This is a genomic window from Bradyrhizobium sp. 149, assembly GCF_023073915.1.
Taxonomy (GTDB): domain Bacteria; phylum Pseudomonadota; class Alphaproteobacteria; order Rhizobiales; family Xanthobacteraceae; genus Bradyrhizobium.
Genome location: NZ_JADPKK010000022.1, coordinates 1,781,861 through 1,807,954 on the forward strand (window position 1 = coordinate 1,781,861; position 26,094 = coordinate 1,807,954).

At 64.7% G+C, this 26,094-nt stretch carries 22 protein-coding genes; 2 read left to right on the forward strand and 20 right to left on the reverse strand.

From position 1 onward, the window contains the following. Positions 1 to 56: 56 nt before the first annotated feature. The 9 genes from IVA88_RS26265 to IVA88_RS26305 form a co-directional block, all read right to left on the reverse strand. Complete coding sequence (locus IVA88_RS26265; RefSeq protein ID WP_247500043.1) at positions 57 to 1,775, reverse strand: PQQ-binding-like beta-propeller repeat protein; 1,719 nt, start codon at positions 1,773 to 1,775, stop codon at positions 57 to 59. A 332-nt stretch (positions 1,776 to 2,107) separates the two neighbouring features. Continuing rightward, positions 2,108 to 3,412 (reverse strand): TRAP transporter large permease subunit, encoded by a 1,305-nt coding sequence (locus IVA88_RS26270; RefSeq protein WP_247500044.1) that lies wholly within the window; start codon positions 3,410 to 3,412, stop codon positions 2,108 to 2,110. Positions 3,413 to 3,443: 31 nt separating this feature from the next. Then, positions 3,444 to 4,037, reverse strand: coding sequence for a TRAP transporter small permease (locus IVA88_RS26275; protein WP_247500045.1), 594 nt, complete (start codon positions 4,035 to 4,037; stop codon positions 3,444 to 3,446). Positions 4,038 to 4,045: 8 nt separating this feature from the next. Continuing rightward, the gene (locus IVA88_RS26280; RefSeq protein ID WP_247500046.1) at positions 4,046 to 5,044 is read right to left on the reverse strand and encodes a TRAP transporter substrate-binding protein; all 999 of its coding nucleotides are present in this window, start codon (positions 5,042 to 5,044) and stop codon (positions 4,046 to 4,048) included. A gap of 39 nt (positions 5,045 to 5,083) precedes the next feature. Continuing rightward, on the reverse strand, positions 5,084 to 6,742 hold the full coding sequence (locus IVA88_RS26285) for a hydantoinase B/oxoprolinase family protein (RefSeq protein ID WP_247500047.1): 1,659 nt from the start codon (positions 6,740 to 6,742) through the stop codon (positions 5,084 to 5,086). Between the two features lie 2 nt (positions 6,743 to 6,744). Next, positions 6,745 to 8,829: a hydantoinase/oxoprolinase family protein gene (locus IVA88_RS26290; RefSeq protein WP_247500048.1), complete on the reverse strand. Its 2,085-nt coding sequence runs from the start codon at positions 8,827 to 8,829 to the stop codon at positions 6,745 to 6,747. Positions 8,830 to 8,972: 143 nt separating this feature from the next. Then, the gene (locus tag IVA88_RS26295; protein WP_247500049.1) at positions 8,973 to 9,779 is read right to left on the reverse strand and encodes an NAD-dependent protein deacetylase; all 807 of its coding nucleotides are present in this window, start codon (positions 9,777 to 9,779) and stop codon (positions 8,973 to 8,975) included. A 52-nt stretch (positions 9,780 to 9,831) separates the two neighbouring features. Further along, positions 9,832 to 10,668: an SDR family oxidoreductase gene (locus tag IVA88_RS26300; protein ID WP_247500050.1), complete on the reverse strand. Its 837-nt coding sequence runs from the start codon at positions 10,666 to 10,668 to the stop codon at positions 9,832 to 9,834. 73 nt (positions 10,669 to 10,741) lie between these two features. Further along, complete coding sequence (locus IVA88_RS26305; RefSeq protein WP_247500051.1) at positions 10,742 to 12,061, reverse strand: solute carrier family 23 protein; 1,320 nt, start codon at positions 12,059 to 12,061, stop codon at positions 10,742 to 10,744. 141 nt (positions 12,062 to 12,202) lie between these two features. On the opposite strand from IVA88_RS26305, the gene IVA88_RS26310 reads away from it, so the two are divergent. Further along, a complete protein-coding gene (locus IVA88_RS26310; protein WP_247500052.1) occupies positions 12,203 to 13,531 on the forward strand; it encodes a dicarboxylate/amino acid:cation symporter in 1,329 nt (442 codons plus the stop codon). 275 nt (positions 13,532 to 13,806) lie between these two features. On the opposite strand, the gene IVA88_RS26315 is transcribed toward IVA88_RS26310, so the two are convergent. Genes IVA88_RS26315 through IVA88_RS26355 form a run of 9 tightly spaced genes read right to left on the reverse strand, consistent with a single transcriptional unit; the run spans position 13,807 to position 21,937 of the window. Beyond that, on the reverse strand, positions 13,807 to 14,154 hold the full coding sequence (locus IVA88_RS26315) for a RidA family protein (RefSeq protein ID WP_247500053.1): 348 nt from the start codon (positions 14,152 to 14,154) through the stop codon (positions 13,807 to 13,809). Positions 14,155 to 14,169: 15 nt separating this feature from the next. Beyond that, positions 14,170 to 15,291: an FAD-dependent oxidoreductase gene (locus IVA88_RS26320; RefSeq protein WP_247500054.1), complete on the reverse strand. Its 1,122-nt coding sequence runs from the start codon at positions 15,289 to 15,291 to the stop codon at positions 14,170 to 14,172. Beyond that, positions 15,288 to 16,706 carry a (2Fe-2S)-binding protein gene (locus IVA88_RS26325; protein WP_247500055.1) on the reverse strand — a complete coding sequence of 473 codons (1,419 nt, stop codon included), beginning with the start codon at positions 16,704 to 16,706 and terminating at the stop codon, positions 15,288 to 15,290. Before IVA88_RS26325 ends, IVA88_RS26320 begins: the two co-directional genes overlap by 4 nt. Further along, positions 16,703 to 16,999: a (2Fe-2S)-binding protein gene (locus IVA88_RS26330; protein WP_247500056.1), complete on the reverse strand. Its 297-nt coding sequence runs from the start codon at positions 16,997 to 16,999 to the stop codon at positions 16,703 to 16,705. The genes IVA88_RS26325 and IVA88_RS26330 overlap by 4 nt, the downstream gene beginning before the upstream one ends. Before the next feature lie 19 nt (positions 17,000 to 17,018). After that, entirely contained in the window at positions 17,019 to 18,155 is a 1,137-nt protein-coding gene (locus IVA88_RS26335) for an FAD-dependent oxidoreductase (RefSeq protein ID WP_247500057.1), read from the reverse strand. A gap of 8 nt (positions 18,156 to 18,163) precedes the next feature. Next, positions 18,164 to 18,970, reverse strand: a complete 807-nt coding sequence (locus IVA88_RS26340) for an ABC transporter permease (RefSeq protein ID WP_247500058.1) — start codon at positions 18,968 to 18,970, stop codon at positions 18,164 to 18,166. Further along, complete coding sequence (locus IVA88_RS26345; protein ID WP_247500059.1) at positions 18,967 to 19,842, reverse strand: ABC transporter permease; 876 nt, start codon at positions 19,840 to 19,842, stop codon at positions 18,967 to 18,969. The genes IVA88_RS26340 and IVA88_RS26345 overlap by 4 nt, the downstream gene beginning before the upstream one ends. Continuing rightward, the gene (locus IVA88_RS26350) at positions 19,839 to 20,879 is read right to left on the reverse strand and encodes an ABC transporter ATP-binding protein (RefSeq protein ID WP_247500060.1); all 1,041 of its coding nucleotides are present in this window, start codon (positions 20,877 to 20,879) and stop codon (positions 19,839 to 19,841) included. The genes IVA88_RS26345 and IVA88_RS26350 overlap by 4 nt, the downstream gene beginning before the upstream one ends. Positions 20,880 to 20,902: 23 nt before the next feature. Next, a complete protein-coding gene (locus IVA88_RS26355; RefSeq protein ID WP_247500061.1) occupies positions 20,903 to 21,937 on the reverse strand; it encodes an ABC transporter substrate-binding protein in 1,035 nt (344 codons plus the stop codon). A gap of 273 nt (positions 21,938 to 22,210) precedes the next feature. Here IVA88_RS26355 and IVA88_RS26360 point away from each other — a divergent pair, with 273 nt between their 5' ends. Then, positions 22,211 to 23,125, forward strand: a complete 915-nt coding sequence (locus tag IVA88_RS26360) for a LysR substrate-binding domain-containing protein (protein ID WP_247500062.1) — start codon at positions 22,211 to 22,213, stop codon at positions 23,123 to 23,125. Here IVA88_RS26360 and IVA88_RS26365 read toward each other — a convergent pair. Both IVA88_RS26365 and IVA88_RS26370 read right to left on the reverse strand, forming a co-directional pair. Further along, entirely contained in the window at positions 23,115 to 24,488 is a 1,374-nt protein-coding gene (locus tag IVA88_RS26365; protein ID WP_247500063.1) for an amidohydrolase family protein, read from the reverse strand. The genes IVA88_RS26360 and IVA88_RS26365 overlap by 11 nt on opposite strands. After that, positions 24,485 to 26,068 carry an ABC transporter substrate-binding protein gene (locus IVA88_RS26370; protein WP_247500064.1) on the reverse strand — a complete coding sequence of 528 codons (1,584 nt, stop codon included), beginning with the start codon at positions 26,066 to 26,068 and terminating at the stop codon, positions 24,485 to 24,487. The genes IVA88_RS26365 and IVA88_RS26370 overlap by 4 nt, the downstream gene beginning before the upstream one ends. Positions 26,069 to 26,094 lie beyond the last annotated feature (26 nt).

Below are 26,094 nucleotides of genomic sequence, written 5' to 3' on the forward strand. Positions count from 1 at the left end.
AAATTCCAATGCACGGGAAGCAAGCTTGCGCCTGCTCCCCGGCAATCTGCGATGATTTATTTCAAGCTGAAGACGACGAGCGCCCCGTCATCACGCGGCATGCTCTTGTAGACGCCGCCGAAGTTTGGCGCGTATTCGTCCGCCAGCATGCCGCCAAAGCCAGCCGCCACGGCAATGTACTGCTTTCCATTGACGGAATAGCTGACGATGCCGCCCTGGTGGCCGGTGCCGTTGTTGTGACTCCACAGCTCGGCCCCGGTTTCGGCATCATAAGCATGAAGGATGCCGCGGGAGTCGGGCACGAATACGAGATTGCCCGCAGTCGACAGCACGCTTCCGAGCGGCGGCTCGGGATAGCGAACCTCCCACTTCTTAGCGCCGGTGATGGGGTCGCGCGCGTCGAGATGTCCATAAATCTCTCCGCCCGGAGGGGGTACCATCTTGAAATCAGCGCCGATGTTGAGCTGGACCTGGGGCGCTGTGACCGGCGTCGTCTTCTGGACGTCGAGCGTCATGCACCATTCCTGGCCGATCTTGTAGTACAGGCCGGTCTTCGGGTTGTAGGAGCCGGCGTTCCAGCTGACGCCGCCGCCAATGAAGGGGCACAGCGGCGGTTCGGTGACCTTCCCGGCGCTGAAGTCGCGACGGCCGATCAAGGCACCCGTCTTGGGATCGATATCCTTGACGAAATTGATGTTCTCAACGAGCCGCCAGACATTCTTCACGGCGAGATTGCGGTCATAGACGAAGACGAAACCGCCCTTGTTCGGGTGAACCACGAACTTCTGACCGTCGCGTTCGAGCATCACAAACTCGCCGACCGCGCTGTCGAAGTCCCAGGCGTCGTGCGGCAATTCCTGATGATGGAATTTCAGCCTGCCGGTATCGACGTCGAGACCGATCACCGAACTCGTGTAGAGATTGTCGCCGGGACGCGCGCCTTGCGTTTTGTAATCGGCGCCCGACCAATCGTAAAGCGGCGCCGGGTTTGCGGTGCCCCACAGGATTGTGTTGGTCTCGGAATCGTAAGTGCCCGGCATCCAGCCACCGCCACCGCCCGTGCGCCAGGAATCGTTTCCCCACGTCTTCATAGCCTCGTCCGTGCCGGCGACGGTCAAGAACTCCCACTTCTTCTTCCCGGTGGTGGCATCCAGGCCGAAGATCGGGCCGCGGCCCGGCCATTCACCGCCTTGCGCTCCGATGATCACCGTACCCTTCGCGTAAAGCGGTGCACCGGTGAAACCGACCGTGAGCTTCTGCGAGTCGATCAGCCTAGTTTCCCAGAGGACTTTCCCCGACTTCATATCCAGGCCCAGAACCCTGCCATCCATGGTGCCGACGAAAACCTTGCCCTCGCCGAGCGCTACGCCGCGATTGTAAGGGGAATGGGTCTGACGGGAGATCAGGGCCTCGTCCAATTCCGGAAAATGGGACCAGATCACCTCGCCTGTCGCGCCGTTGAGCGCAAAAACCCGGCTGTAAGAACCCGAGTAATAGAGCACGCCATCGGCCGCGAGGGGCATCGATTGCAGGCCGCGGGTCGAGCGTCCTGGAATATGGGTCCAGGCAACGTTCAGATTCCCGATATTGTTTGCATTGATCTGCGCCAGCGGGCTGTAGTGATAGGATTTGTATGAACCGTGATAGGTCAGCCAATCGTTCTGACCGCCGTTCTCGATCCGCGCAGTATCCACGGACTGGGCGAAGGCCGACGACACCATCAGCGTCGCGCCGGCAATAAGAGGTAGACCAGACTTACACCAACGTTCCTTCATCCGTTCCTCCCGCTTTTATGTTTGTTGAACTTGCGTCTCACAGACGCCGCCGCGAGGGATGTTGCAGTCCGCTCTCTCTGTCGGTTCTTCTCCATCGCATGCGAGCCGCCAACGGCTCTCGATCTCTCTCGGCGGGAATCGCCAAAAGGTGCTACGTTCTCTGGACTGGTTGCAGTTGCGCTTATCCTCGCTCCTGCAGCGTACGCCGGATGACGAGGAGCGCAAAGATGCAATACGCGCACGGCGCGAATTTGACGCGCGGCGCGGATTACAAACGTCAGTCGCGCTGACCTGCTGCGTGCGGACGCGGTAGCCAGGGCCTGAGGACGGATTTATCCGTACAGCACCCTTGGCAGGATCGTGACGATGCCGGGCCAGAGCGTCAGCAGCAGCACGAAGCCGACCATGATGAGGAGATACGGCATCGTGACGCGCGCGATGTAGCCGAGGCCGTCCTCGGTCAGGCCCTGGATGACGAACAGGTTGAAGCCGACCGGCGGCGTGATCTGCGCCATCTCGACGGCGAGCACGAGGAAGATGCCGAACCAGATCTCGTCGAAGCCCGCGCCCTTCACGATCGGCAGCACGATTGGCAACGTCATCACGATCATCGAGAAGCCGTCGAGAAAGCAGCCGAGGATCAGATAGAAGATAATCAACACCACGATCAGCATGAAGGGCGACAAGCCGAGCCCCTTCACGAAGGCGGCGACTGCCTGTGGGATGCCGAGGAAGGCCGCGGCGTTGCCGAGGATCGAGGCGCCGAGCACGATCAGCGCGATCATCGAGCAGGTCACGACCGAGCCGATCAGCACGTCCCGGATCACCTGCTGCGACATCGAACCTTGCGCCCAGGCGACCAGCGCCGCGCCGAGCACGCCGACCGCGGCCGCCTCCGACGGCGTCGCCAGCCCGCCATACATCGAACCGAGCACACAGGCGATCAGGAACAGCGCCGGCGCGAGATCCTTCAGCGCCGCAAAACGCTCACCCCACGGCACCTGCGAGAGTTTGGCTTCCGTTTCCGGCACCATGCCGGGGTTGAGGGTCGTGTGCAGCATGACCCATCCCATGAAGGTAGCGGCCAGCAGCAGCCCGGGCAGCACGCCCGCCGTGAACAGTTTCAGGATCGAAACGTCGCCCAGCACGCCATAGATGATCATGATGTTCGACGGCGGAATCAGGAAGCCGAGCGTGCCGGCACCGGCGAGCGAGCCGATCGCGACGTCGCGGGAATAACCGCGGCGCAGCAGCTCATTCAGCGACATGCGACCGATCACCTGCGTCGTCGCCGCCGATGAGCCGGATATCGCCGCGAAGATGGTGCAGCCGATCACGTTCACATGCAGAAGACGACCCGGCAGAAGCCCCGCCCAGGGCGCGAGCCCCTGGAACAACGAACGTGACAAGCGAGTGCGAAACAGCAGCTCACCCATCAGGATGAACAGCGGCAATGCCAGCAGCTCCTGCGTCGTCAAAATGTTCCAGGCGTATTGCGGCAGCAGCTTGTCGAGCGGGATCGAGCGGAACATCGCAAGCAGCAGCGTCGCGGTGAGCGCAAGCGTCAGGCCGATCCAGACCCCGCCCGCCAGAAGCGCGAACAGGATCACGAACAGGCTGACAACTTCGATGGTCATGCGATCTTGAATCCGTTTGCGAGCAAGGCGGTCATTCGACGGGCGAGGCCTTCATGCGATGATCCTCCAGCGGCAGGCCGAGCACGGCCTGGATCGCACGCGCAAGGAACTGGAGCGTCAGCAGCAGCATGCCGAAGGTGACGACGGCCTGCGGAAACCACAGCGGGGTGTCGCTTGAGGTCGAAACCTGTCCGCGCACATAGGCGCCGAAGGCGAACTTCGCCATCGACGATGTCAGGAAGACCATGAAGGCGAAGCCTGCGGCGGCCGACAAGATTTCGATCGCGCGCTGAAAGGGGGCCGGTACGTTCTTCAGGAGCAGCACGACACGGATATGGCCGCCGACGCGCAGGGTCATGGCGGCGCCGAAGGTGAAGGACGCCGCCATCAGATAGGAGGAATATTCCCACGCGATCGAGATTGTGGGCGGAAAGAACGGAAGGAAGTTCGAGAGGAAGCGTGTCACAACCTCGCACAACATCAGCAGCGTCAACATCAACAGGCAGCCGCCGCCGATCCAGCCGTCCAGCCGACCAAGCCGGTCGATGCCGTCAAGCAGGAGGCGCAGCGGCGCCGGCGCCGCTGCGTTGAGACTGTGCGGAGCCGCGGGCGAAACGCTGACCATGACCGGGCTCAGCGCTTCATTTCGGCGAGATAGGCCCGCACCGGCTTGTCGGCCGCCGGCACCCGCTTGAGGAACGCGTCGAGCTGCGGCGCGGTCTTGGCGCGAATGTCAGTGATCATGGCCTCCGAGACCGGCACCACCTCCATGCCGCCCTCTTTCAGCCGGTTGAGGCTGTCGACATCCGCTTTGAGCGAGTTTGCCCAGAAGCCGGGCTCCATCTTCTCGGCAACTGCGCTGACCTGTTGTTGCTGGTCGGCCGACAGTGCCTTCCAGGAATCGAGATTGACGGTGAGCATCTGCGACGACCAGACGTGGTTGGTCGGGTAGATGTACTTCAAGAACTCCCAGAACTTGCCGTCGACGCCCGAGACCGCCGAGGTGGATACGCCGGAGACCGCGCCCGAGGCCAGCGCAGGGATGGTCTCGCCCCAGGGGATCATCACCGGTGCCATGCCGACCACGGCCAGCATGTCGACGGCGTTCTTGTCGGGGACGCGGATCTTGATGTTCTTCAACCCGTCGACATCGGCGACCCTGACCTTGAGGTGCAAATACTGCGTCGGCCACGGCACGATGTAGAGGATCTTCTGGTTGTTGCGCGCGGCGACCTTCTCGTATTCGGGCCGCACATATTTGTGCAGCACCTTGAGCTCGTCCATCGAGCCGCAGAGGAAAGGAATGCTCTCGACGCCCATGAAAGGTTCGTCGCCGACCTGCTGGATGTTGAGCACGTCGGCGAGCGGCACCAGGCCATCGCGCACGGCGCGCAGATGCTCGGGGCCCTTGAAGCCGAGTTGGCCACCGGCCTTCACGGTGATCGCAACCGAACCGCCGGTCTGCTTCTTCACTTCTTCCGCGAAAGCAAACGCGTTCTGGGTGTGGAAATTGCCGTCGGGCCATACCGTCGACATGTCCCAGCTCACCGTCGCCGCCCGCGCGCGGGTCGTGATGTGGCCGGCTGCGAGCAGCGTCGCTGCGCCCGCAGTAAAACTCCGTCGCGTGATCATTGAGCCCCTCCGTTCGCTACGCGCACGACGCCTGAGGCGTCATCGCGTATACCCATACACTGCAACTGCGTTGTCGGCAGACACGAGGCCGCTTTCGATGTCGTCGTTGACGGCTGTCGGCGCGCGCTCCCGGGGATCGCCGATGCCGGCGCCGCCCGGCGTCAGCACCACCAGCCGATCGTCCGGCGGCACCTGCTGAAAGCCTTTTCCACGCAGCTTCTTGCCGGACTTCAGGCCGACATAGCCGGCCTCGCCGTTCTTGCCGCCATCGCGGCCGCGCGGCGGATGGTCGATGCGGTCGAACGCCGCCAGGATGTCGAACGGCGCATCGACGCCGCTGCCGACCTCGATGATCTGGCCAAGGCCGCCGCGGGTGCGCCCTGCCCCGCCGGAATCCGGGCGCAGCTCCTTGCGCCAGAAGATCAGCGGCGTCTGCGTCTCGGCGATCTCGACCGGCGTGCCGCGCACGCCACTGGGATAGGCGGTCGCCGACAGCCCGTCCTTCGCGAAGCGCGCGCCAGTGCCGCCATTGGAGGTCACCGCCATCGAGAATCCGTAATTGCCGCCGGCGCCCGAACGGGTCTGTCCGCGTACATTGAGATTCCACAGGCACGAGGTGCCTTCCGCGGGCACGCGCTCGGGAATGATCTGGCGCAGGCAGCCGAACACGACGTCTGGCAGCATCTGACCGATGATGTGGCGCGAGGCGACCGGCGCCGGCTTCGGCGCATTGAGGATCGCGCCTGGGGGAGCCGACACTGTCAGCGGCGAGAGCGAGCCGGCATTGTTCGGGATCTGCGAGGCGACGACGCAGCCGAGACCGAACACGGTGTAGGCGATGGTGTAGGACAGAGGCACGTTGATGCCGAACCTGGACGCGGCCGAGGTGCCGTCGAAATCGACGTGGATGCCTTCGTCCGAGATCGTCAGCGTGGCCGCCAGCGTGACCGGCGTATCATAGCCGTCGACCACCATGGTGTTGCGCCAGGTGCCCTTCGGCAGTTTGGCGATTTCGGCCAGCACGGCCTCGCGCGAGCGGTCGCAAATGTAGTCGCCGAGCGCATCGAGCGTGTCGATGCCGAATTCGGTCATCATTTCGACCAGGCGCTCGCAGCCGACGTCGTTGCAGCCGGCGAGCGAGTAGGTGTCACCCTCGGTGTCGATCGGTAGCCGCGTGTTGGTGCGGATCATCGCCATCAACGTCTCGTTGACGACGCCCTGGTCGATCAGCTTCAGCATGGGGATGTAGAGCCCCTCCATGAACACGTCGGTGGCGTCGGGCCCGAAGCCGATGCCGCCGATATCCATGAGGTGGCTGGTGCAGGAAAACAGCGCGACCGGCTTGCCGTCCTTGAAGCAGGGCGTGGTGACGACGAAATCGTTGAGATGGCCAGTGCCCATCCAGGGATCGTTGGTGATGTAGGCGTCGCCCTCCTTCATCGTCTCGATCGGAAAGTGGGCGATGAAGTGCTTGACCGATTCCGCCATCGAGTTGACGTGGCCGGGCGTGCCGGTCACCGCCTGCGCCAGCATCCGCCCCTTGAGGTCGAACACGCCGGCGGAGAGGTCGCCGCATTCGCGCACGATCGGGCTGAAGGCGGTGCGGAGCAGCACCTGCGCCTGCTCCTCGACCACGGCGATCAGCCGGTGCCACATGATCTGAAGGTCGATCAGGCTCGCGCCGCTTGCCTTGCTCATGATCAGGCTGCCTTCCGTTCCATGACGATGCTGCCGGCACCGTCGATATGGGCATCGAAGCTGTTGGAGACGAACGTTGAGGTTTCGTCTTCAGCGATCACCGCGGGACCTGCGATCGTCGCGCCCGGCGCCATGTCCTCGCGGCGGTAGAGCGGGATCTCGATCACCTCCCCGGCCCGGCCGTCGAAGAATTTGCGGCTGCCCGACGCCTTGCCGGCGGGCATGCGCGACACCTCGGCCACGCGCGGCGGATTGCGCGCCTCGGTGGTCGCGAGCACCGACCAGCTCAAGACCTCGATCGCCGCACCCGGGATCGACCGCTCGAACATCGCCGCATAATCCGCTTCGAACTTCTGGCGCAGGCCGGCGAGATCGGCAATCGTCAGCCGCCGGTTCGGCAGCTCGACCGATATCTCATGGCCTTGGCCGACATAGCGCATGAAGGCGGCGCGGCGCGCGCGCACCGGCGCGCCTGCCGCACCCGTCTCGACCAGCGCACGCGCTTCGGTCACCATCTCCTGGAGCAGATCGGAGACCCCTTCAGTGTCGAAATCGTCCAGCCGAACATGACGGCTGCGCACCAGCTCATAGGCGATCGGAGCCGCAAGAAAGCCTACGGCCGAACCCACGCCGGCATTGGAAGGCACGATCACCCGGGAGACACCGATCTTCTCGGCGACGCGCGCCGCATGCAGCGGCGCGGCACCGCCGAAGGCGACCAGCGTGTGCTGACCGACAATCTCGCCGCGCTCCACCGCATGCACGCGCGCCGCACTCGCCATGTTCTCGCAGACGACCTCGTGCACGGCGTAGGCCGCGGTTTCCGCCGACAGGCCGAGCGGCTCGCCGACGCTGCGCAGCAGCGCCTGCTTCGAGAGTTCAGGGTCGAGTTTGATCGTTCCACCCGCAAAGGCGTGGGGATCGATCAGGCCGAGCGCAACGTCGGCATCCGTCACGGCCGGGCGCAAGCCGCCGCGGCCATAGCAGGCGGGCCCCGGTTCCGACGAGGCACTCTCGGGGCCGACCGTAACGCGCTTCATGGCGTCGACATGAGCGATCGAGCCGCCACCAGCGCCGATCTCGACCATCTCGATCACGGGAATCCGCACCGGCAGACCCGACCCCTTCAGGAAGCGCGCCGCGCGATCGACCTCGAACACACGCGAGGTCTCGGGCTGGTATTTCTCGATCAGGCAGATCTTCGCCGTGGTGCCGCCCATGTCGAACGACAGCACCTTGCTCTCGCCGAGACGCGCCGCGATCTGCGCCGCGAAAATGGCGCCGCCGGCAGGACCGGATTCGACGAGGCGCACCGGAAAGCGCCGCGCCGTCTCGATCGAGGTGACACCGCCGCCGGAGGTGACAAGATAGATCGCGCCGCGGTACTGCTCGACCCGCAAAGCATCGGACATGCGGGCGAGATAACCGTCGATCAGCGGCTGCACATAGGCGTTGGCCACCGCAGTCGATGTCCGCTCATATTCGCGGATCTCCGGGCACACGGCGGACGATATGGTCACGGAAATGCCGGGCATCTCCTCACTGATGATTGCGGCCGCACGGCGCTCGTGCTCGGGATTGGCGTAGGAGTGCAGGAAGGCGACCGCGACGCTCTCGACGTTCAGCGCGCGCAATCTTGGTGCGAGCGCACGCACCGCCGGCTCGTCCAGCGGGAGGCGGACGGCACCGTGGGCGTCGATGCGCTCGGGGACGGTGAAGCGCAGCGATCGCGGCGCCAGCGGCTTCGGCTTGTCGATGCTGAGGTCATATTGGTCGTAGCGGCTCTCGGTGCCGATATCGAGCACGTCGCGAAAGCCCTCGGTCGCGATCAGCGCCGTCTTGGCGCCGCGACGCTCGATGATGGCGTTGGTCGCGAGCGTCGTGCCGTGAATGAAGACGTCGATGTCGCTGATATGGGCGCGCGCGTCAGCGAGAATGAGCCGCATGCCGTCAAGCACCGCTTCCTCGGGCCGCTGCGGCGTCGTCAGCAGCTTGCGCGTCTTGCGATCCTGCCCCACGTCCAGCACGATGTCGGTGAACGTGCCACCGATATCGACGGCAAGCCGCACTTCGGCTCCCTCAAGCATTCCAAATTCTCCGCGCTGATCGTCAAGACTGGGAACAAAAGCGCAGCAATTTCCGTGCCATGGATGAGGACGAGAACACGCCGCGTCCGGCTATTCTGCTTGGCACCCATGCAATAGGCAAGGCATGTTCGCAGCCTGAGCGATCAGAGCAGGAATGCAAGCGCCGCTTCGCAGCGCTCCTCGACTTTCAGCGTGAGGAGATCATCGGCGCGGGTGCGTCCGAGATTGACCGCAGCGATCGGGATTTGCCGATGCGCGGCAGCCTGCACGAAGCGGAAGCCGGAATAGACCATCAGTGACGAGCCGACGATGAGCATGGCGTCGGCTTGGGCCAGATGATCCTGCGCGGTAGCGACCACGTCGCGCGGGACGTTCTCGCCGAAGAACACGACATCGGGCTTGAGGATGCCGCCGCAGGCTTCGCAGACCGGCACCTCGAACGACGAAAAATCCGCATGCTCCAGGTCGGCGTCGCCGTCGGGCGCATCGGCGGCATCGAGCGCGAGCCATTCCGCATTGACGCGGCCAAGCGTCTCCTGGAATTCGCTCCGCGGAGTCTTTTGGCCGCAGCTCATGCAGCGGACCAGATCGAGCCGGCCGTGCAGGTCGATCACCTGGCGATGGCCGGCGGATTGATGCAGCCGATCGACGTTCTGGGTCAGCAACATCTCGCAACGCCCGCCCGCCTCGAGCCGGGCGAGCGCGTGATGCGCAGCGTTCGGCCTCGCCTGGCCAAAGCGCCGCCAGCCGATCAGGCTGCGCGCCCAATAGCGCCGGCGCGTATGCTCTTCCGACATGAAGGACTGGAAGTTCACCGGCTGGGTCCGCTTCCAGTTGCCATGGCTGTCGCGATAATCGGGAATGCCCGAATTGGTGCTGCAACCGGCGCCGGTCAGCACGAACAGACGTTCGTGCCGGCCCACGAAATCCTGGAGCGGATGATTTGCCATGGCGCAGATGTAGTCTGCGCAGTCCGGTTTTGCCAGATGGCGAGGAATCCCGCTAGCTTGCCCAGTTCTCGCGGAATTCGGGAAACAGCGTCAGACCTCCGCAGGCGTAGATGGTCTGCCCGGTGATGTAGCTTGCTTCGTCCGAGGCGAGGAAGGCGAACACCGCAGCGATCTCTTCCGGCGTGCCGACACGGCCCAGCGGAATGTGGCTGGTGACCACGCCCCGCTTTTCCGGATCTCCGGTCCATGCCGCATTGATCGGGGTGTCGATCGCACCGGGACCGACCGCATTGACGCGAATGCCGCGGCCGGCGAATTCGAGCGCGAGTGTGCGTGTCAGATTGGCCATGCCGCCCTTGCTGATCGAGTAGGCGAGATAGCCGGGCTTCGGGATGATCTGGTGCACGCTGGAGCAATTGATGATGCTGCCGCCTCCGCCGCGCGCGACGAAATGGGCCAGCGCCTTCTGCGCGCAGAGCACGGCGCCGTTGAGGTTGACGTCGATGATGCGGCGGTAGGTTTCGATGTCGAGCGCTTCGCTGGGAGACTCCCGCTGAAAGCCGGCATTGTTGATGAGACAGTCGAGGTGCTTCCAGCGCGAGAGGATCGTCTCGAACATTGCGCCCACGTCCTGTTCGCTGCCGACATCGGCCTTGACCATGATGTGATCGATCTTGCCATGGCCGCGGTCGGCGGATGCCGCTCGTGCGAGCGCCAGCGTCTCCTCAGCCCCTTCAGGGCTGCCGAAATAATTGATGGCGACGGTCGCCCCTTCCTGGGCGAGCCGGACGGCGACGGCGCGGCCGATGCCTTGTGAGGCGCCGGTCACCAGCGCGTATTGGCCGACAAGGCGCGAGGGAAACGAAGTCGAGCGATCGGGTTGCGGCATGGGTTCTCTCCGGAATGCCTCATCATCGGCGGAAGGCGCTTTTTGTTCCACCCGTTCAGCGCATCGCTGGGACTCATTCCGCGCGCCTCGCCAGCGGCAAGGTCAGGATCTGATAGAGGATGATGGCGCCAAAGGTTGCGGTGCCGATCCCGCCGATCGTGAATGCACCGAATTTGAGTGTCAGGTCGCCCGCGCCCGCGGTCAACGCCACGGCGGCGGTGATCAGGTTTGCAGGATCTGCAAAGTCGACCTTATTCTCGACCCAGATCCGACCCGCCATCGCCGCGATCAATCCGAACAGCACGATCGAGAGGCCGCCGATGACGGGCCCGGGAATTGACAGGATCAGCGCGCCGAATTTCGGCGAGAAGCCGAGCAGGATCGATACCGTGGCCGCGAAGGCAAACAGCAAGGTGGAATAGACCTTCGTCGCCGCCATGACGCCGATATTCTCGGCATAGGTGGTGACGCCGGTGCCGCCGCCGCAGGCCGCGGCGATCGTCGCGAGGCTGTCGGCGAACAGGGCGCGGCCGAGATAGGCATCGAGGCTCCGGCCCGTCATGGCGCCTACGGCCTTGATGTGACCGAGGTTCTCGGCAACGAGGATGACCGCAACCGGCGCGATCAGGAATATTGCACCGGCCTGGAACGTCGGCGTGGTGAAGCTCGGCAGCCCGAACCACGGCGCGGCCGAGAGTTGCGCGAAGTCGACAGGCTTGCCGAAGCCGAGACCGTTCGCGAACAGCAAATACAAAAGATATCCGCCGATTGCGCCAAGGATGATCGGCAGCCTACGCCACAGGCCCGGTGCGGCCACGGCAACAACGCCGATGATCAGAACGGTCGCGAGCCCGATTCCCGTGTCGAAAGTGCCGGCGCTCACCGCCTTGACCGCCACGGGCGCGAGGTTGAGGCCGATCGCAGCGACCACAGCACCGGTGACGGCCGGCGGCAGCAGTCTCTCGACCCAGCCGACCCCCGACCACATCACGATCAGCGCGATCACGCCGTAGAGGACGCCGGCGCCGACGATGCCGCCAAGCGCAACCGACAAATTCGGGTTCGGCCCGTGCCCGGCATAGCCGGTGGCGGCGATGACGACCGCGATGAACGCGAAGCTCGAGCCGAGATAGCTCGGCACGCGCCCCGCGACGATGACGAAGAAGATCAGCGTGCCGATGCCGGAGAACAGGACCGCAACATTGGGATCGAATCCCATCAGCAGCGGCGCGATGATCGTGGATCCCGACATAGCGACGCAATGCTGGAAGCCGGACACCACGGTCTGGCCCCATGACAACCGCTCCTCCGGCATGATCACGCCCGATGACTTGAGTTTCCAGCGCGGAAAATAGCCTTGCGTTTGCTGGTCGGAGCCCGTTGCAGTCGCCATGTTCCCCCCAATTGCGGTGCAGCGATCGATCTTCGTGCGATCCGACAAAAATGTGATTGTCACTTCTGCGGCGGCCATCACATGGTGCAGGTCAAGCAGGATCCAAATCCTGCAAGATCAATACGTTCCGGGGCCTACTCTATGACACAAGTCGCGCTCCAGCCAGCCATCCACCGCCGGCACCAGCCCTGGTACAAGATCCTCTACATCCAGGTGCTGATCGCGATCGCGCTCGGGGTGCTCGTCGGCTATTTCTATCCCGATCTCGGCAAGGCCTTGAAGCCGCTCGGCGACGGCTTCATCGCGCTGATCAAGATGATGATCGCGCCGGTGATCTTCTGCACCGTGGTGCACGGCATCTCCTCGATGGGCGACCTCAAGCGCGTCGGCCGGGTCGGGCTGAAGTCACTGATCTATTTCGAGACGGTCTCGACCGTCGCGCTCGCGGTCGGCCTCCTGGTCGGCGAGGTGCTCCAGCCCGGACACGGCTTCAACATCGATCCCGCCACGATCGACCCCCAATCGGTGGCGACCTACGTCACCAAGGCCAAGGAGGAGGGCATCGTCGCCCATTTGATGGCGATCATCCCCGACAGCTATGTTGGCGCCATCGCACGCGGCGATCTCTTGCAGGTGCTGCTGATCTCGATCCTGTCGGGCTTCGCCATCGCCTTTCTTGGCAAAGCCGGCGAGCCCATTGCGGAGGCGATCGACAAGGCCGCAAAGATGTTCTTCGGCATCATCCGCATCATCGTGCGCGTCGCCCCGATCGGCGCGTTCGGCGCGATGGCGTTCACCGTCGGCGCCTACGGCCTCGGCTCGCTGCTCAATCTCGCCGCCCTGATCGGCACGTTCTATCTCACCAGCATCCTGTTCGTGGTGGTCGTGCTCGGCGCAATCGCCCGGCTCGCCGGCTTCTCGATCCTGCGCTTCATCGCCTACATCAAGGACGAGCTCCTGATCGTGCTCGGCACCTCGTCGTCTGAGACGGTGCTGCCGCAGATGATCCAGAAGATGGAGCATCTCGGCGCCTCGCGTTCGGTGGTCGGGCTCGTCATTCCGACCGGTTACAGCTTCAATCTCGACGGCACCAACATCTACATGACGCTGGCAACGCTGTTCCTGGCGCAGGCGACCAATACCCATCTGACCATCTGGCAGGAGCTCGGCATTTTGGGCATCGCCATGATCACCTCGAAGGGTGCTTCAGGCGTGACCGGAGCGGGCTTCATCACGCTCGCGGCGACGCTCTCGATCGTGCCCGACATCCCGATCCAGTCGATCGCGATCCTGGTCGGCATCGACAAGTTCATGAGCGAGTGCCGTGCGCTGACCAATCTGATCGGTAACGGCGTCGCCTGCGTCGTCATCAGCATCTCCGAAGGCGAGCTCGATCGTGAGGCGCTGCACGAGGCCATGGCCCATCCGCTGGAGATGGGCGAAGCGCTGGAACCGGGCGGAGGTGCGTGACGCCACGCTCGCCCCGACGCGGTAGTTTCCCGGAGTGGTAAATTGGTGCGGCACGCCTCACAACAATGATATTGGGATCACGAACTGATACTCATCCTTTCCACCCGACGCGCTGGGGGCAGGGCGTCGGGTTTTTGAAGAATTGTTGTGGTGTCGGAACGCAGCGTGGGATCAGTTGATCCCGTCATGGGCACGCTGTTCCTTGACAGCTAGATCAAGCCGCGGCGCAGGACGGGAACGCACCGAGCGCTGACGTCCCCCGCCGGCCTGCGCGATCAGCCCTTGAACGCCGTCACCACCACCTCGATCAGCGCGCTGCCGCCGAGATCGGCGACGCCGACGGTGGCGCGGGTCGGCAGATTGTCGCCGAAGAACTCGGTCCAGACCGCGTCCATCTCCTTCTTCTTGGAGAGATCCGTGACGAAGATGGAGGTGCTGACGATGCGGCTCTTGTCGGTGCCCGCTTCCTTCAGATAGCCGGCGATCTTGCCCAGGATGTTGCGGGTCTGCTCGCCCATCGACACCGAGGTGTCGTCGGCGATGGTACCGCCAATGAAGACAAAGCCGCCTGCTTCGACGGCGCGGTGCATGATGGGCGTGCGGATGCTGCGGGTAATGCTCATGATGTCCTCTTGTTGCTAGAGCGTGGGGGAATAGAAACGCTCGATGCCGAGATCGCCAACGCGGGTCTGGGTGCCGCCGTTGACGATCAGCTCCGCCATGACGGCGCCCGCGCCGGGCCCGAGCTGGAAGCCGTGCAGCGAGAAGCCGAACTGGTGATAGAGGCCCTTGTGGCGGCTGCTCGGCCCGAACACGGGTAGATCGTCCTTGGTCTTGGCCTCGATGCCGGCCCAGGCGCGCATGATCGTCGCATCGCGCATCACCGGGAACAGCTCGAACACGGTGCGCGCGCTGGTCGCGAGGCTCTTCCAGTCCAGCACCGTCTCGTTGCGGTCCTGGTACGGCGTTGCCAGATGGCCGCCGCCGATCAGCACCGTGCCGTTCTCGAATTGCTTGAAGGAGAGCTTTCGGCCTCGCAGGATCACGACGGGGCCGATGAAATGCGGCACGCGCGAGGTGATCATCAGCATCGGCGCCACCGTCTCGACCGGAACGGGCTCACCGAGCGTGGCTGCAATGGTCCCGGCCCAGGCGCCGGCGGCGTTGACCAGCACCGGCGCGGCAAAGCTCTCGGCGCCGACGTCGACGTGCCAGAGGCTATCGGTGTGCCGGATGTTCGTGGCGGCAACGCCCTCGCGCACGGTCGCGCCGAGCTGCTCCGCCTTGCGCCGGAACGCCGTCGTCGCCTGCGCCGGATTGGCCGCACCGTCGCGGCGCGACACCACGCCGCCGGGACAGGTCTCGGCGACCGCAGGCACGAGGCGCCGCAGCTCGGCGGTATCGATCAGCTCCTCGTGGGTGAAGCCGAGCGCGTTGAGCTCGGTCACACGCGCACGGCAGATCGCGAGCTCCTCCTCGTTCTCTGCGACCAGGACCTGGCCATAGCTCTCAAAACTGCAATCGTCGTCGAGGAGATCGCTGATCTTCTCCCAGATTTCCATCGAGCGGATCGAAAGCGGGATTTCGGGGATGTGCCGCGCGAGCTGGCGGACGCCACCGGCGTTGACGCCGGAGGCGTGCCGGCCGGCATAGTCCTTCTCGATCAGCACCGGCTTCAGGCCGGCCAGGCACAGATGCAGCGCAGTCGAGCATCCGTGGATGCCGCCGCCGACGACGATCGCATCCACGTTTTTCGTCATCCGCGCACCACCGCCTTGATGTCGTCTTCGCTCTTTGGAACCGCGGCAAGCTCGGCGAGCGTGATCGGCTTGACCGGGGCGCGCAGCCGGTAATAACCGATCTCCTGCGGGCTCTTGCCCCGCGCCTGCGCCATCAGCTCGGTGACGGTGAGGCCGCAGAGCCGGCCCTGGCACGGGCCCATGCCGGTGCGGCGATAGGCCTTGAGCTGGTTCGGCCCGGTCGCGCCGATCGCGACGGCATCGAGAATGTCCTTTGCGGTGACCTCCTCGCAGCGGCAGACGATGGTGTCGCCCGCGGGAATGCGAAACTGCGGCGCCGGACGGAACAGCGTGTCGAGGAAAACGCGGCCACGCTCGGCCTTGGCGAGATCGGCGCGCAGGCTCGCCATTGCGGGAAGCTTCGCGGCGGCCGCGGGAGCCAATGCTTCCACCGCCGCGCGCGCCGCGATGCGGCCGCGAACGACGGCTGCGTTCGCGCCGCCGATGCCGGCGCCGTCGCCGGCAATCGCAATGCCGGCGACCGACGAATGGCCGCTGGCATCGAGCACCGGCGACCAGCACAATTGCAGGTCATCCCAGCGATGCTCGATTCCGGCCGCCATCGCCAGATTGACGTTGGGCACGACGCCCTGATGCAGCAGCAACAGATCCGCAGGAATGATCTCGCGCTTGCCGCCGGCGACATAGCTCATGCTCGCGAGCTGGCCGTCGCCAGATGCCGAAAGCTCGGTGACGCCGGAGACGACCTGCACCTTCGCCTTCACCTCGCGCATCATTGACAGGCCCTTGGTGAAATAGGGCGAGGTCAGAAAGGCGAAGGCGTGGGGGAGCGCCGCAAAGTAGTTGCCGCGCTCGGTGGTGTCGAGAATGCGATCGATGCGGCCGCCGAGGCGTAAAATCTGCGCGGCGAGCAGCCAGAGCAATGGCCCCTGCCCTGCGATCACCGTAGGGCCATCCGGCACCAAGGCTGATGATTTCAGCATGGTCTGCGCGGCCCCTGCGGTCATCACGCCCGGCAGCGTCCAGCCGGGAATCGGAAACGGCCGCTCCAGCGCGCCGGTCGCGAGGATCACGCGCTTCGCCTTGACGAAGGCGGACGCGCCGCCGATCGAGACCGCGATGTCGAGATTGCGGTCGAGGCTCCAGACCGTGGCACGGTGGATGACCTCGGCGTCGCTCGCACGGAGTGCCTGCACGAGCTCGGCGCCCACCCAATAGTCGGCGCCGAGCTGATTGCGCTCGGTCACCGGCGTCGAGTCGATGGCGCGGAACACCTGGCCGCCCGGCCCGACATTCTCGTCAAGCAGCAACGTCGACAGGCCGGCTTCGGAGGACGTCGCAGCAGCAGCGAGGCCAGCGGGCCCAGCCCCGATCACCACGACGTCGTATTCTTCGCGCTCGGGAGCCACAGTCATTTTCCGATCTCCCGCTTGCCCTTCTGGATTTCGATCTGCATGCCTTCGGCGACCGGCACCAGACAGCCCTGTCGGTTGCCGACGCCATCGATGGTGACGAGGCAATCGAAGCACACGCCCATCATGCAATAGGGCAAACGCAGCGCGCCGCTCACCGCAGTCGAACGGCGTGCATCGCAGCTCGAGGCCAGCAGCGCCGCGGAGACGGTGTCGCCCTGCCGCGCCGCGACGGCAACGCCATCGATGAAGATCTGCACTGGCGGCCGCTTGTCCAGTTCGGATCGTTTGAACATGTGGGTCCCTTCAATATTCCTAGTAGCCGCTGTTGTTCGCAGCGCCATTGGCGCCAAAACGGCTGGCCGAGAACGCGCCGACCAGCTCCGGCTCAAGCGAACCTTGCGCGACCATCCGCGCGATCTCGAAAGCGTGGTTGGAGGCGAGCGTTACGCCAGAATGGCAGCAGGCGACGAAGGCGCCGGGATGGGTCTCCGACTGGTCGTAGATCGGAAAGCCGTCCTGCGGCATGACGCGGATGCCGGCCCAGCTCCTGACCACGTTGAGCCGCGACAGATGCGGAAACATCCGCTGCGCGCGATCGGTCATCACGGCGCTGATCGAATGCTTCAGCGCGCGATCGTCGAGTTCGTCTTCCTTGCTGTCACCGATCATCACCGTGCCCTCGTCGGTCTGGCGGATCGTGGTCAGCGGATGCGGCAGGAACGGCATGGTGCGCTCGGTCACCACGATCTGACCGCGGGTCGGGCCCATCGGGGCGTAGAGACCGACCATCGGCGCCAGCGTCTGGTTGGCATTGCCGGCGGCGAGCACGATCTTGGCCGCACGGAGCTCGGCCTGCGGCGTCGTCAGGCGAAACTCGCCTCCGCTCTGGCTAATCGCCGAGACCGGACGCTCCGGAAGATAGTCGATGCTGAATGCCTTGAAACCGGTGTGGAACGCACGAAACGTACGCAGCGAATTGACGTGACCGTCGAGCGGGCAATAACTGCCGCCGGACACCTCGGGACCGATCAGCGGCAGCGACTTCTTCACCTCGGACGCGGAGAGCATCTCCATCTTGTAGTCGGCTGCGCCTGTCTGGTTGTGCATGCGCCTGACCAGCTCGGCGCGCTGGCCGAATTCGTCCTCACCGAGCGTGAGATGAAAGCCGCCATTCTGCTGAAGAGAGACATCCAGGTCGGTCTGCTGCTTCAGCTCGGAGGCGAGCCGGCTCCATGCCTGTGACGCCTGCACGGTCCACACCGTATAGGCCGGCATGCCGAGGCCCTTGCTCTGCACCCAGACCAGCGCAAAGTTGGCACGCGAGGCACGCTTGGTGATGTCGCCCTCGTCAAGCACAGCGACGCGTCTGCCGAGCCGGCCGAGGCCCCAGGCGATGGCGGAGCCGAGCAATCCGCCGCCGACGACGGCGACGTCGTAATCTGTTCGCATGGATTCTCCTATCGCCCCGTATCGCCCTTGCCGGCGAGCACACGGTCGAGCCCGTAGAAGCGGTCAAGCAGAATGAGAGCGGTCATGGTAACAGCGATCACACAGGCCGAGACTGACGTCACCAGCGGATCGATGTTGTCCTGGATGTAAAGGAACATGCGCACGGGCAGCGTCTCAGTGCCGGGCGCCGCGAGAAAGACGGTCATGGTGAGATCGTCGAAGGACTGAATGAAGGCGAGCGCCCAGCCGCTGATGACGCCGGGCAGTATCAGCGGCAGCGTGACGCGGCGGAACAGCGTCCAGCCGCCAGCGCCGAGCGAGACCGCGGCCATCTCGATCGAGAGATCCATGCCGGTCGCTGCCGCGAGCGTCAGCCGCAGCGCGAACGGAAACACGATGATGACATGCGCGATGATCAGGGCGGCGAAGCTGCCGCCGAGGCCGGCCGAGGTGAAGAAGCGAAGGAACGCGATGCCGAGCACGACGTGCGGGATCATCAGCGGCGACAGGAACAACGCGGCCAGCGCATCGCGGCCGCGGAAGCGATAGCGCGCGATTGCCAGCGCCGCGGGCACCGCGAACAGCAGTGCCACGAAGGAGGACAGTGCGCCAAGGCCAAGACTGACCCAGAAGGCGTGGATGAATTCGGGATAGTTGCCGATCGCCCTGAACCAGCGCAGCGAAAAGCCGTTGGTCGGCAGCGACAGAAAGCCCTCGGGCGTGAACGCAACGAGGCAGACCACCAGGATCGGCGCCACCATGACGATGACGAAGATGGTGTGGAAGATCAGCGCGAGCGGGCCGTTCCGGCTCATCGGAACACCTCCGCGTAACGGCGCTCGATCAGTGCGTTGCTGCCGACGACGATCAAGACCAGCGCGGCCAGAAGCAGCGTGGCGACCGCCGCGCCCAGCGGCCAGTTCAGCGTGTTCAGGAATTCGTCATAGGCGAGCGTCGCCGCGACCTTGAGTCGGCGGCCGCCGATGATGGCGGGCGTCGCAAACGCACTGGCCGAGAGCGAGAACACGATGATTGCTCCCGACAGCACGCCCGGCATGATCTGCGGCATGATGATGCGGCGGATGATGGTCACAGGGCCGGCGCCGAGCGACAACGCGGCATTCTCGATCTGCGGATCGAGCCGCTGCAGCGCCGCCCAGACCGACAGCACCATGAACGGCATCATCACATGCGCGAGCGCAACCACCATGCCGGTTTCGGTGAACATGAAGGGAATGGGTGCGCGGATCACACCGGCCGACATCAGCAGCTTGTTGACGAGGCCGTTGTTGCCGCCGAACAGCAGCGCCCATCCGAGCGTGCGCGCCACCACGGAAATCAGCAGCGGCCCCAGGACGACCAGCAGGAAAACGCTCTTCCAGCGTCCGCTCATGCGGTTGAGGATGTAGGCTTCGGGCGCACCGAGCACGGCGGTGAGCAGCGTGGTCAGGAGCGCGATGCGAAACGTCCGCCAGAACATCTCGGCGTAATAGGGATCCGTTACGATCTCGTACCAGTTCTTGAGGATGAAGACGGGCTCGATGCCCTTGTACTGCCCCCAATCGTGGAACGACAGCATCACGGTCATTGCGAGCGGAATCAGGAGCACGCCGACGAACAGCATCAAAGCGGGCGCCGTCAGGGCCCAGGGCGCACGCACACCGCGTTCCTCGGCGGCTGTGCTCATGCGGCGGCTTCTCCGCGCACGCTCATGTCCTCGGGACGCCAAGCGAGACGGACAGTCTCGCCTTCGGCCGGCTGCCTCTCGCCGTCATTCTGGCGGATCACGGTCGCCGGGCCGCATTCGCTGTCGCACTGGAACAGCCAGTGATTGCCCTGGAAGATACGCGTGACGATCTTTGCGGTAAGGCCTGCGTCGCCAAAGCCGATCCGTTCGGGGCGAATGCTGACGGTCACGGCACCGCTGAGTCCGGCAGGCGCGGGCGCGCTCCACGAGCCGGCGATCAATCGCGCAGGCGCACTCGTCCGGTCGATCGTCGCGGCAAAGTCGTTGGTCTTGCCCAAAAACTGCGAGACGAAGGCCGAGGCCGGCTTCTCATAGGTCTCCTGCGGCGTGCCGATCTGCTCGATGCGCCCCTGGCTCATCACCACGATACGGTCGGACAGCGACATCGCCTCGTTCTGGTCGTGGGTAACCAGGATCGTCGTGGTGCCGATGGTGCGCTGGATCTGGCGCAGCTCGATCTGCATCTCCTCGCGCAGCTTGGCGTCGAGATTCGATAGCGGCTCGTCAAGCAGCAGAACGCTCGGCTTGATCACCAGTGCGCGCGCCAGCGCCACGCGCTGCTGCTGGCCGCCGGACATCCGGCGCGGATGGCGATCCTCGTAGCCGGCGAGCCCGACCATCGCGAGCGCGGCGCGGACGCGCTCGGTCCGTTCGCCGCGCGGCACGTTGCGCATCTCGAGGCCGAAGGCGACATTCTCGGCCGCGGTCATGTGCGGAAACAGCGCGTAGCTCTGGAACACGATCCCGAGCCCGCGTTTGGCCGGATGGATCGCGGTCAGGTCCTTGCCTTCCAGCCGGATCGCGCCGCGGGTGGGATCGAGGAAGCCCGCGATCATTTGCAGGGTCGTTGTCTTGCCGCAGCCGGAGGGGCCGAGGAAGGAGATGAACTCCCCCTTCCCGACCGCGAGACTGAAGTCGTCGACGACAGTCTGCGCTCCGAATTGCTTGGCGATCCCTTCGAGCTCGAGATAGGCCATCGCACTGTCTCCGGTCTGACCGATCAGCGCTCGACCTCGCGATTCCAGCGCTTGGTCCACTCCTCGCGCTTGTCGTTGATGACCGTCCAGTCCGGATTATAGAGCTTTGCCGCGCGCTCGCCGACCGGCGCCATCTTGCCGAGCTCCGGCGGGATGACCAGCGATTTCAGCACCGGGCCATAGCCGTAGTCCTTCAGCATCACCAGCTGGATCTTGGGATCGAGCAGCATCTTGACGAAGCTGGAGGCCAGCGGCGAGGCGTTGGGCTTGGTGATCGGACACGCCGTCGTCAGCAGCGTTGCGGCGCCTTCCTTCGGATAGACGAAGTCGACGGGGAAGCCGGTGTTGGCAAAGCTCTGCACGCGGCCGGTGCCCCACACCGCGATCACGGCCTGGCCGGACTGGAACAGCTCGGTCATCTTGCCCGGCGACGGCTCATAGGCGAGCACGTTCGGATTGATCTGCTCCTTGAAGATCTTGAAGCCGGAATCGACATTGGACTCGCCGCCGCCGTTCATCTTGGACAGCATCACCAGCGCTTCGAGGCCATAGGTGTTGTTGATCGGCGGGATCACGAGCTGCTTGGCGTATTTCGTGTCCTTCAAATCGTTCCAGGAGGTCGGCGGCGCCCAGCCCTTCTCCGCAAACACCTTGGTGTTGTACATCAGACCAGTGGCGACGATGCCGATCGCGACCGCGCGATCGTCCTTGAAGCGGGCGGTGTCGTAGAGATCGGCCGGCAGGCCGTCGAGCTTGCCGCAAAAGCCGAGCTGGATCGCCTGGTACATCGGGCCGTCGTCGACGATGGCGACGTCGATCTGCTGGTTGCCCTTCTGCGCCTGGAGCTTGGCCAGCGTGTCGGTGGAGTTGCCGGCGACGTACTCGACCTTGACGCCATTCTCCTTCTCGAAGGTCGGGATCACCTCGTCGCGGATGGTCTTCTCGAACGAGCCGCCATAGCCGGCGACATAGAGCGTCTTTTGCTGGGCCGTGGCGACCGACGGCGTGGCAATGAGAGCCGCGATGCTGACCGCTGTCAGAAGGCGAAAAGTCTTCATGTGGTCCGATCTCCATACCGGGATGAGGTGACGTGCCGACGAGTCTCGTGGGCTGAACCTGCCGCATTTCCTTCCGCGCGAATCCCGTGTCCGACCAAGGCTCCGGCCCCTGCTCGGCGGGTTTTGGCGCGATGCGGAGGTTTGAACCCCTCCAATCTGCCGAAAAAGCGGGCTGTCTCCAGCTCTGATGAAAAAGATCGCAAACTCTGGCTTCCATCGTCCAATGAATAATGGCACCATCTGCATGCCAGAATGTTATGAATGGAATTCGGGATGGCGCGGATCAATTCGCGGCAGGTGGAGGCCTTCCGGGCGACGATGCTGACCGGCAGCGTGACTGAGGCGGCGGCGCTGATGAAGGTGACGCAGCCGGCAGTCAGCCGGTTGCTGCGCGACCTCCAGGCGTTGCTGAAGATGGAGCTGTTCGAACGGCGCGGCACCGGCCTGGTACCGACCGCTGCGGCAATGGCACTCTACACCGAGGTCGAGCGCTCCTTCGTCGGCCTTGAACGCATCACCGCGGCGGCCGAGGAAATCCGCGGCCGCCGCACCGGCTCACTGCGGATCGCGGCGCTTCCAGCATTGTCGAATGGCTATTTGCCGCGGCTCACCGGTCACTTCCTGAAGGAGCGGCCCAACCTCAACCTCGCCTTCTTCGGCGTAATCTCGCCGATCGTCGTCGACTGGGTGCTGAACAACCAATGCGACATCGGCTTTGCCGAGGTGCCGATCGCGCATTCGGGCCTTCCGACCCAGAAGCTGCCCGCGCCGGCACGCGTCGCCGTGCTGCCGACAGGTCATCGCCTCGCAGAAAAGGACGTTTTGGAGCCGCACGACTTCGAGGGCGAGACCTTCATCTCGCTGTCGGCGGGATCGTCGAGCCGTCACCTCGTCGACCAGATCTTCCATCGTCACGATGTCCGCCGCGTGCTGCGGGTCGAGACCGCGCTGTCCGAGATCATGTGCGGCATGGTGTCGTCGGGGCTCGGGGTCGCGATCTGCGATCCCTTCACCGCGCAGGAATTTTCCACCCGCGGCGTAGTCGTGCGCCGCTTTCTGCCGCGTATCGACTTCGAATTCTCAGCGGTCTTTCCGGCGCAGCGCAGCCCGTCGCCGGTGGCGCTGGATCTGGTCGAGACCATGCGCAAGTCGCTCGCCGAATTCGAGGAGGCAGCCCTCAGCCGTTGAACGCCGCCTGCGCCTCCGGCAGGTCCCAGATCCTACCGATCGCAGCCGTCCCCGCCGCCGTGATCGCGGCTTCGTCGGCACCAAGATAGCGGCCGGCATCGACCAGCACGCGACCGTCAACGACGACCTGATCGATATTGGCGCGGTTGGCGAGCGCGATCAGCGCGCGGCGCGGGTCGAACAGCGGCTGAAGATGCGGATGGGTGAGATCGACCACAGTAAGGTCGGCGGTCGCGCCGGGCTCGATGCGGCCGAGGTCAGGCCGCTTGATCACGTTGGCGGCGATTGCCGTGTTGGCCTCGATCAGCTCGGGCGAGTTGGCGACATCGGCGCGCGCTGAGGTGATCTTGGAGATCAGCGAGGCGGCATTGAGCTCGCCGAGCAAATCCATATTGTAGCCATCGGTGCCGACCACGGTGCGCACGCCGTGCTCCGCGAACCGGCTGAACGCCGCGGTGACGCCGGCGCGCGCGAACACGCGCGGGCAGTTGAGAACCGTCATGCCGCGCGCGGCCATCCGCTTGAGATCGTCGTCGGTGCTGAACATGCAGTGCGCCGCCATCAGATCGGGCGCCAGCAGGCCGAGCCAGTCGAGATATTGCGCCGGCGTGCGGCCGCCATAGCGCTTGCCGATGGTTTCGACCTCGGTGCGGCTCTGCGCCATGTGCGTCGTGATGGGCACGCCAAGCTCGCGCGCCCGCGCGGCACAGGCCTTCAACAGATCAGGCCCGCAGGTGTCGGTGGCATGCGGACTCATCGCAAGGCCGATGCGACCGTCGCCACGACCGTTCCAGCGCTGGTAGAGCGCATCCCATGTCGCCATGTCGGCGGTGCCGTCATCGCCGGCATAGTGGACCACGCCGTCAGGGCCGGCCTTGGCGTCGGACGTCGAGAACAGATAGGGCGCTCCATAGAAACGGATGCCCATCTCCTCGGCGGCATCGAACATCTCCGGGATTGAGTTCCGGAACGGCTCCATCACCGTGGTGGCGCCACCCTTCAGGAGTTGAAGGATGCCGAGCCGCGCGACCGCCATGCGCTCTTCCGCCGACAGCAGATCCGCGCCGCGCTTGGTCAGGGGCAGCAGCACCGTGTAGACGATGCTCTGATTGTTCTTGCGGCCATTGCCGTCCTCGGTATGGCTGCGCGCCACCGCTTCCGAGAAGCAGTGATTATGCAGGTTCAACAGGCCTGGCAGAACGAAGCGGCCGGGGCGGTCGTAAGTTTGATCCGCATGCGGCTTGTCGCGCGTGACCGCCGCGATTGTCTTGCCTTCGACCAGAACCCAGTGGTCGCGCAGCACGTCCTGCGCGCCGTCCTTGCGTGACAGCACATAGCTGCCGAAGATTGCGATCGTGCTCATGCGGGGCGTACGTTCCAGAAGACGGCGGTGCCGTCGAGAATGCCGGTGATGGCTTTGCGATAGGCGGTCGGCTGCTTGTACAGGCCGATCGGAATATAAGGGATTTCCTGGAAAGCCACTGCCTGGATCTCACGGCAGACGCGCTGCTGCTCGGCAAGCTCGGAGGCCGCCAGCCACTGGCTGCGCAGCCCGCCCATCTTCTCACTCGCATACCAGCCGGCGACCTTGCCCTCGCCCCGGATATTGGTGTTGCCGGCCGGATTGAGCCAGTCGATGCCCTGCCAGTTGCCGACCGCCGCGCTCCAGCCGCCCTGTCCGATCGGGTCCTTCTTGAGCTGACGCTGCAGCACCACGGCAAAATCGAGCCCGGCATATTCGACGTTCATGCCGGCCTTGCGCAGGCTATCGACGGCGATCTCGCCGAGCGGCTTCTGCGCCAGTGAATTGGTGGGGACGAGCACCACGATCTTCTCGCCATTGTAGCCGGCGGCCTTCAGATCGGCCTTCACCTTGGCGTAGTCGCGCGGGCCGCGGAACACATCGAGGCCAACATCGCTCGCCATTGGCGTATTCGGCGCGAAATAGCCGATCGGTGAGACCTGGAAGTTCGGATCGGTACCGGCGACCGCGGTCATGAAGGCGGATTGATCGATCGCCCCCAAGAGCGCGCGACGAACGGCAGGGTTGTCGAACGGCGGCTGAAGATGATTGAGGCGCAGCATGCAGGCATAACCCCGGGGATCGAGCACGCGCGTCTCGATGTCGCCGGCAGCCTTGATGATCGGCAGCAGATCGTGCGGCGTGGTCTCCTGCCAGTCCTGCTCGCCGGTCTGCAGCGCGGCGACGCCGGTACCGGCATCGGGCGTGGTGGTCCAGACCACGCGGTCGTAATACACGATCTTCGGACCCGCGGTCCAATCCAGCTTGCCGTCGGTGCGCGGCTGATAGCGCTCGAACTTGGCATAGGCATTGCGCGCGCCCTGCACGCGCTCGTCGGCGAGATAACGGAACGGACCGCTACCGATCACTTCAGTCAGCGGCTTGAACGGGTCCTGACTCGCGAGCCGCTCCGGCATGATGAAGCAGGGGTTGATCGCGGCCTTGCCGAGCGCCTGCGGCAACAGCGGGAACGGACGCTTGAGGCGAAAACGGATGGTGCGGTCGTCGGCGGCCGAGAGTTCGCCGGTCGCCTCCATCAGCTCACTGCCAAAACCGTCGCGCGCGGCCCAGCGGCGGATGCTCGCGATGCAGTCGCGGGCGAGCACGCGTTCGCCGTCGTGCCAGAACAGGCCGTCGCGCAAGCTGAGGTCCCATTGCAACCCGTCGCCGGAGACGACGTGGCCCGACAGCATCTGCGGCGAGACTTGCAGGGAGGAGCTCATGCCGTAGAGCGTGTCGTAGACCATGAAGCCATGGTTTCGCGACACCTGTGCCGTGGAATAGATGGGGTCGACGAAAGCGAGGTCGATGACGGGAATGAATCGCAACGTGGTCTGGGATTCGGCGCGGACGATGCCCGGGAATGACAGCGCTGGCACTGCTGCGGCAGCCTTGAGGAGCGAGCGGCGGGAGATGGGCATCAAAAGCAGCTCCTGACAGAAAGCAT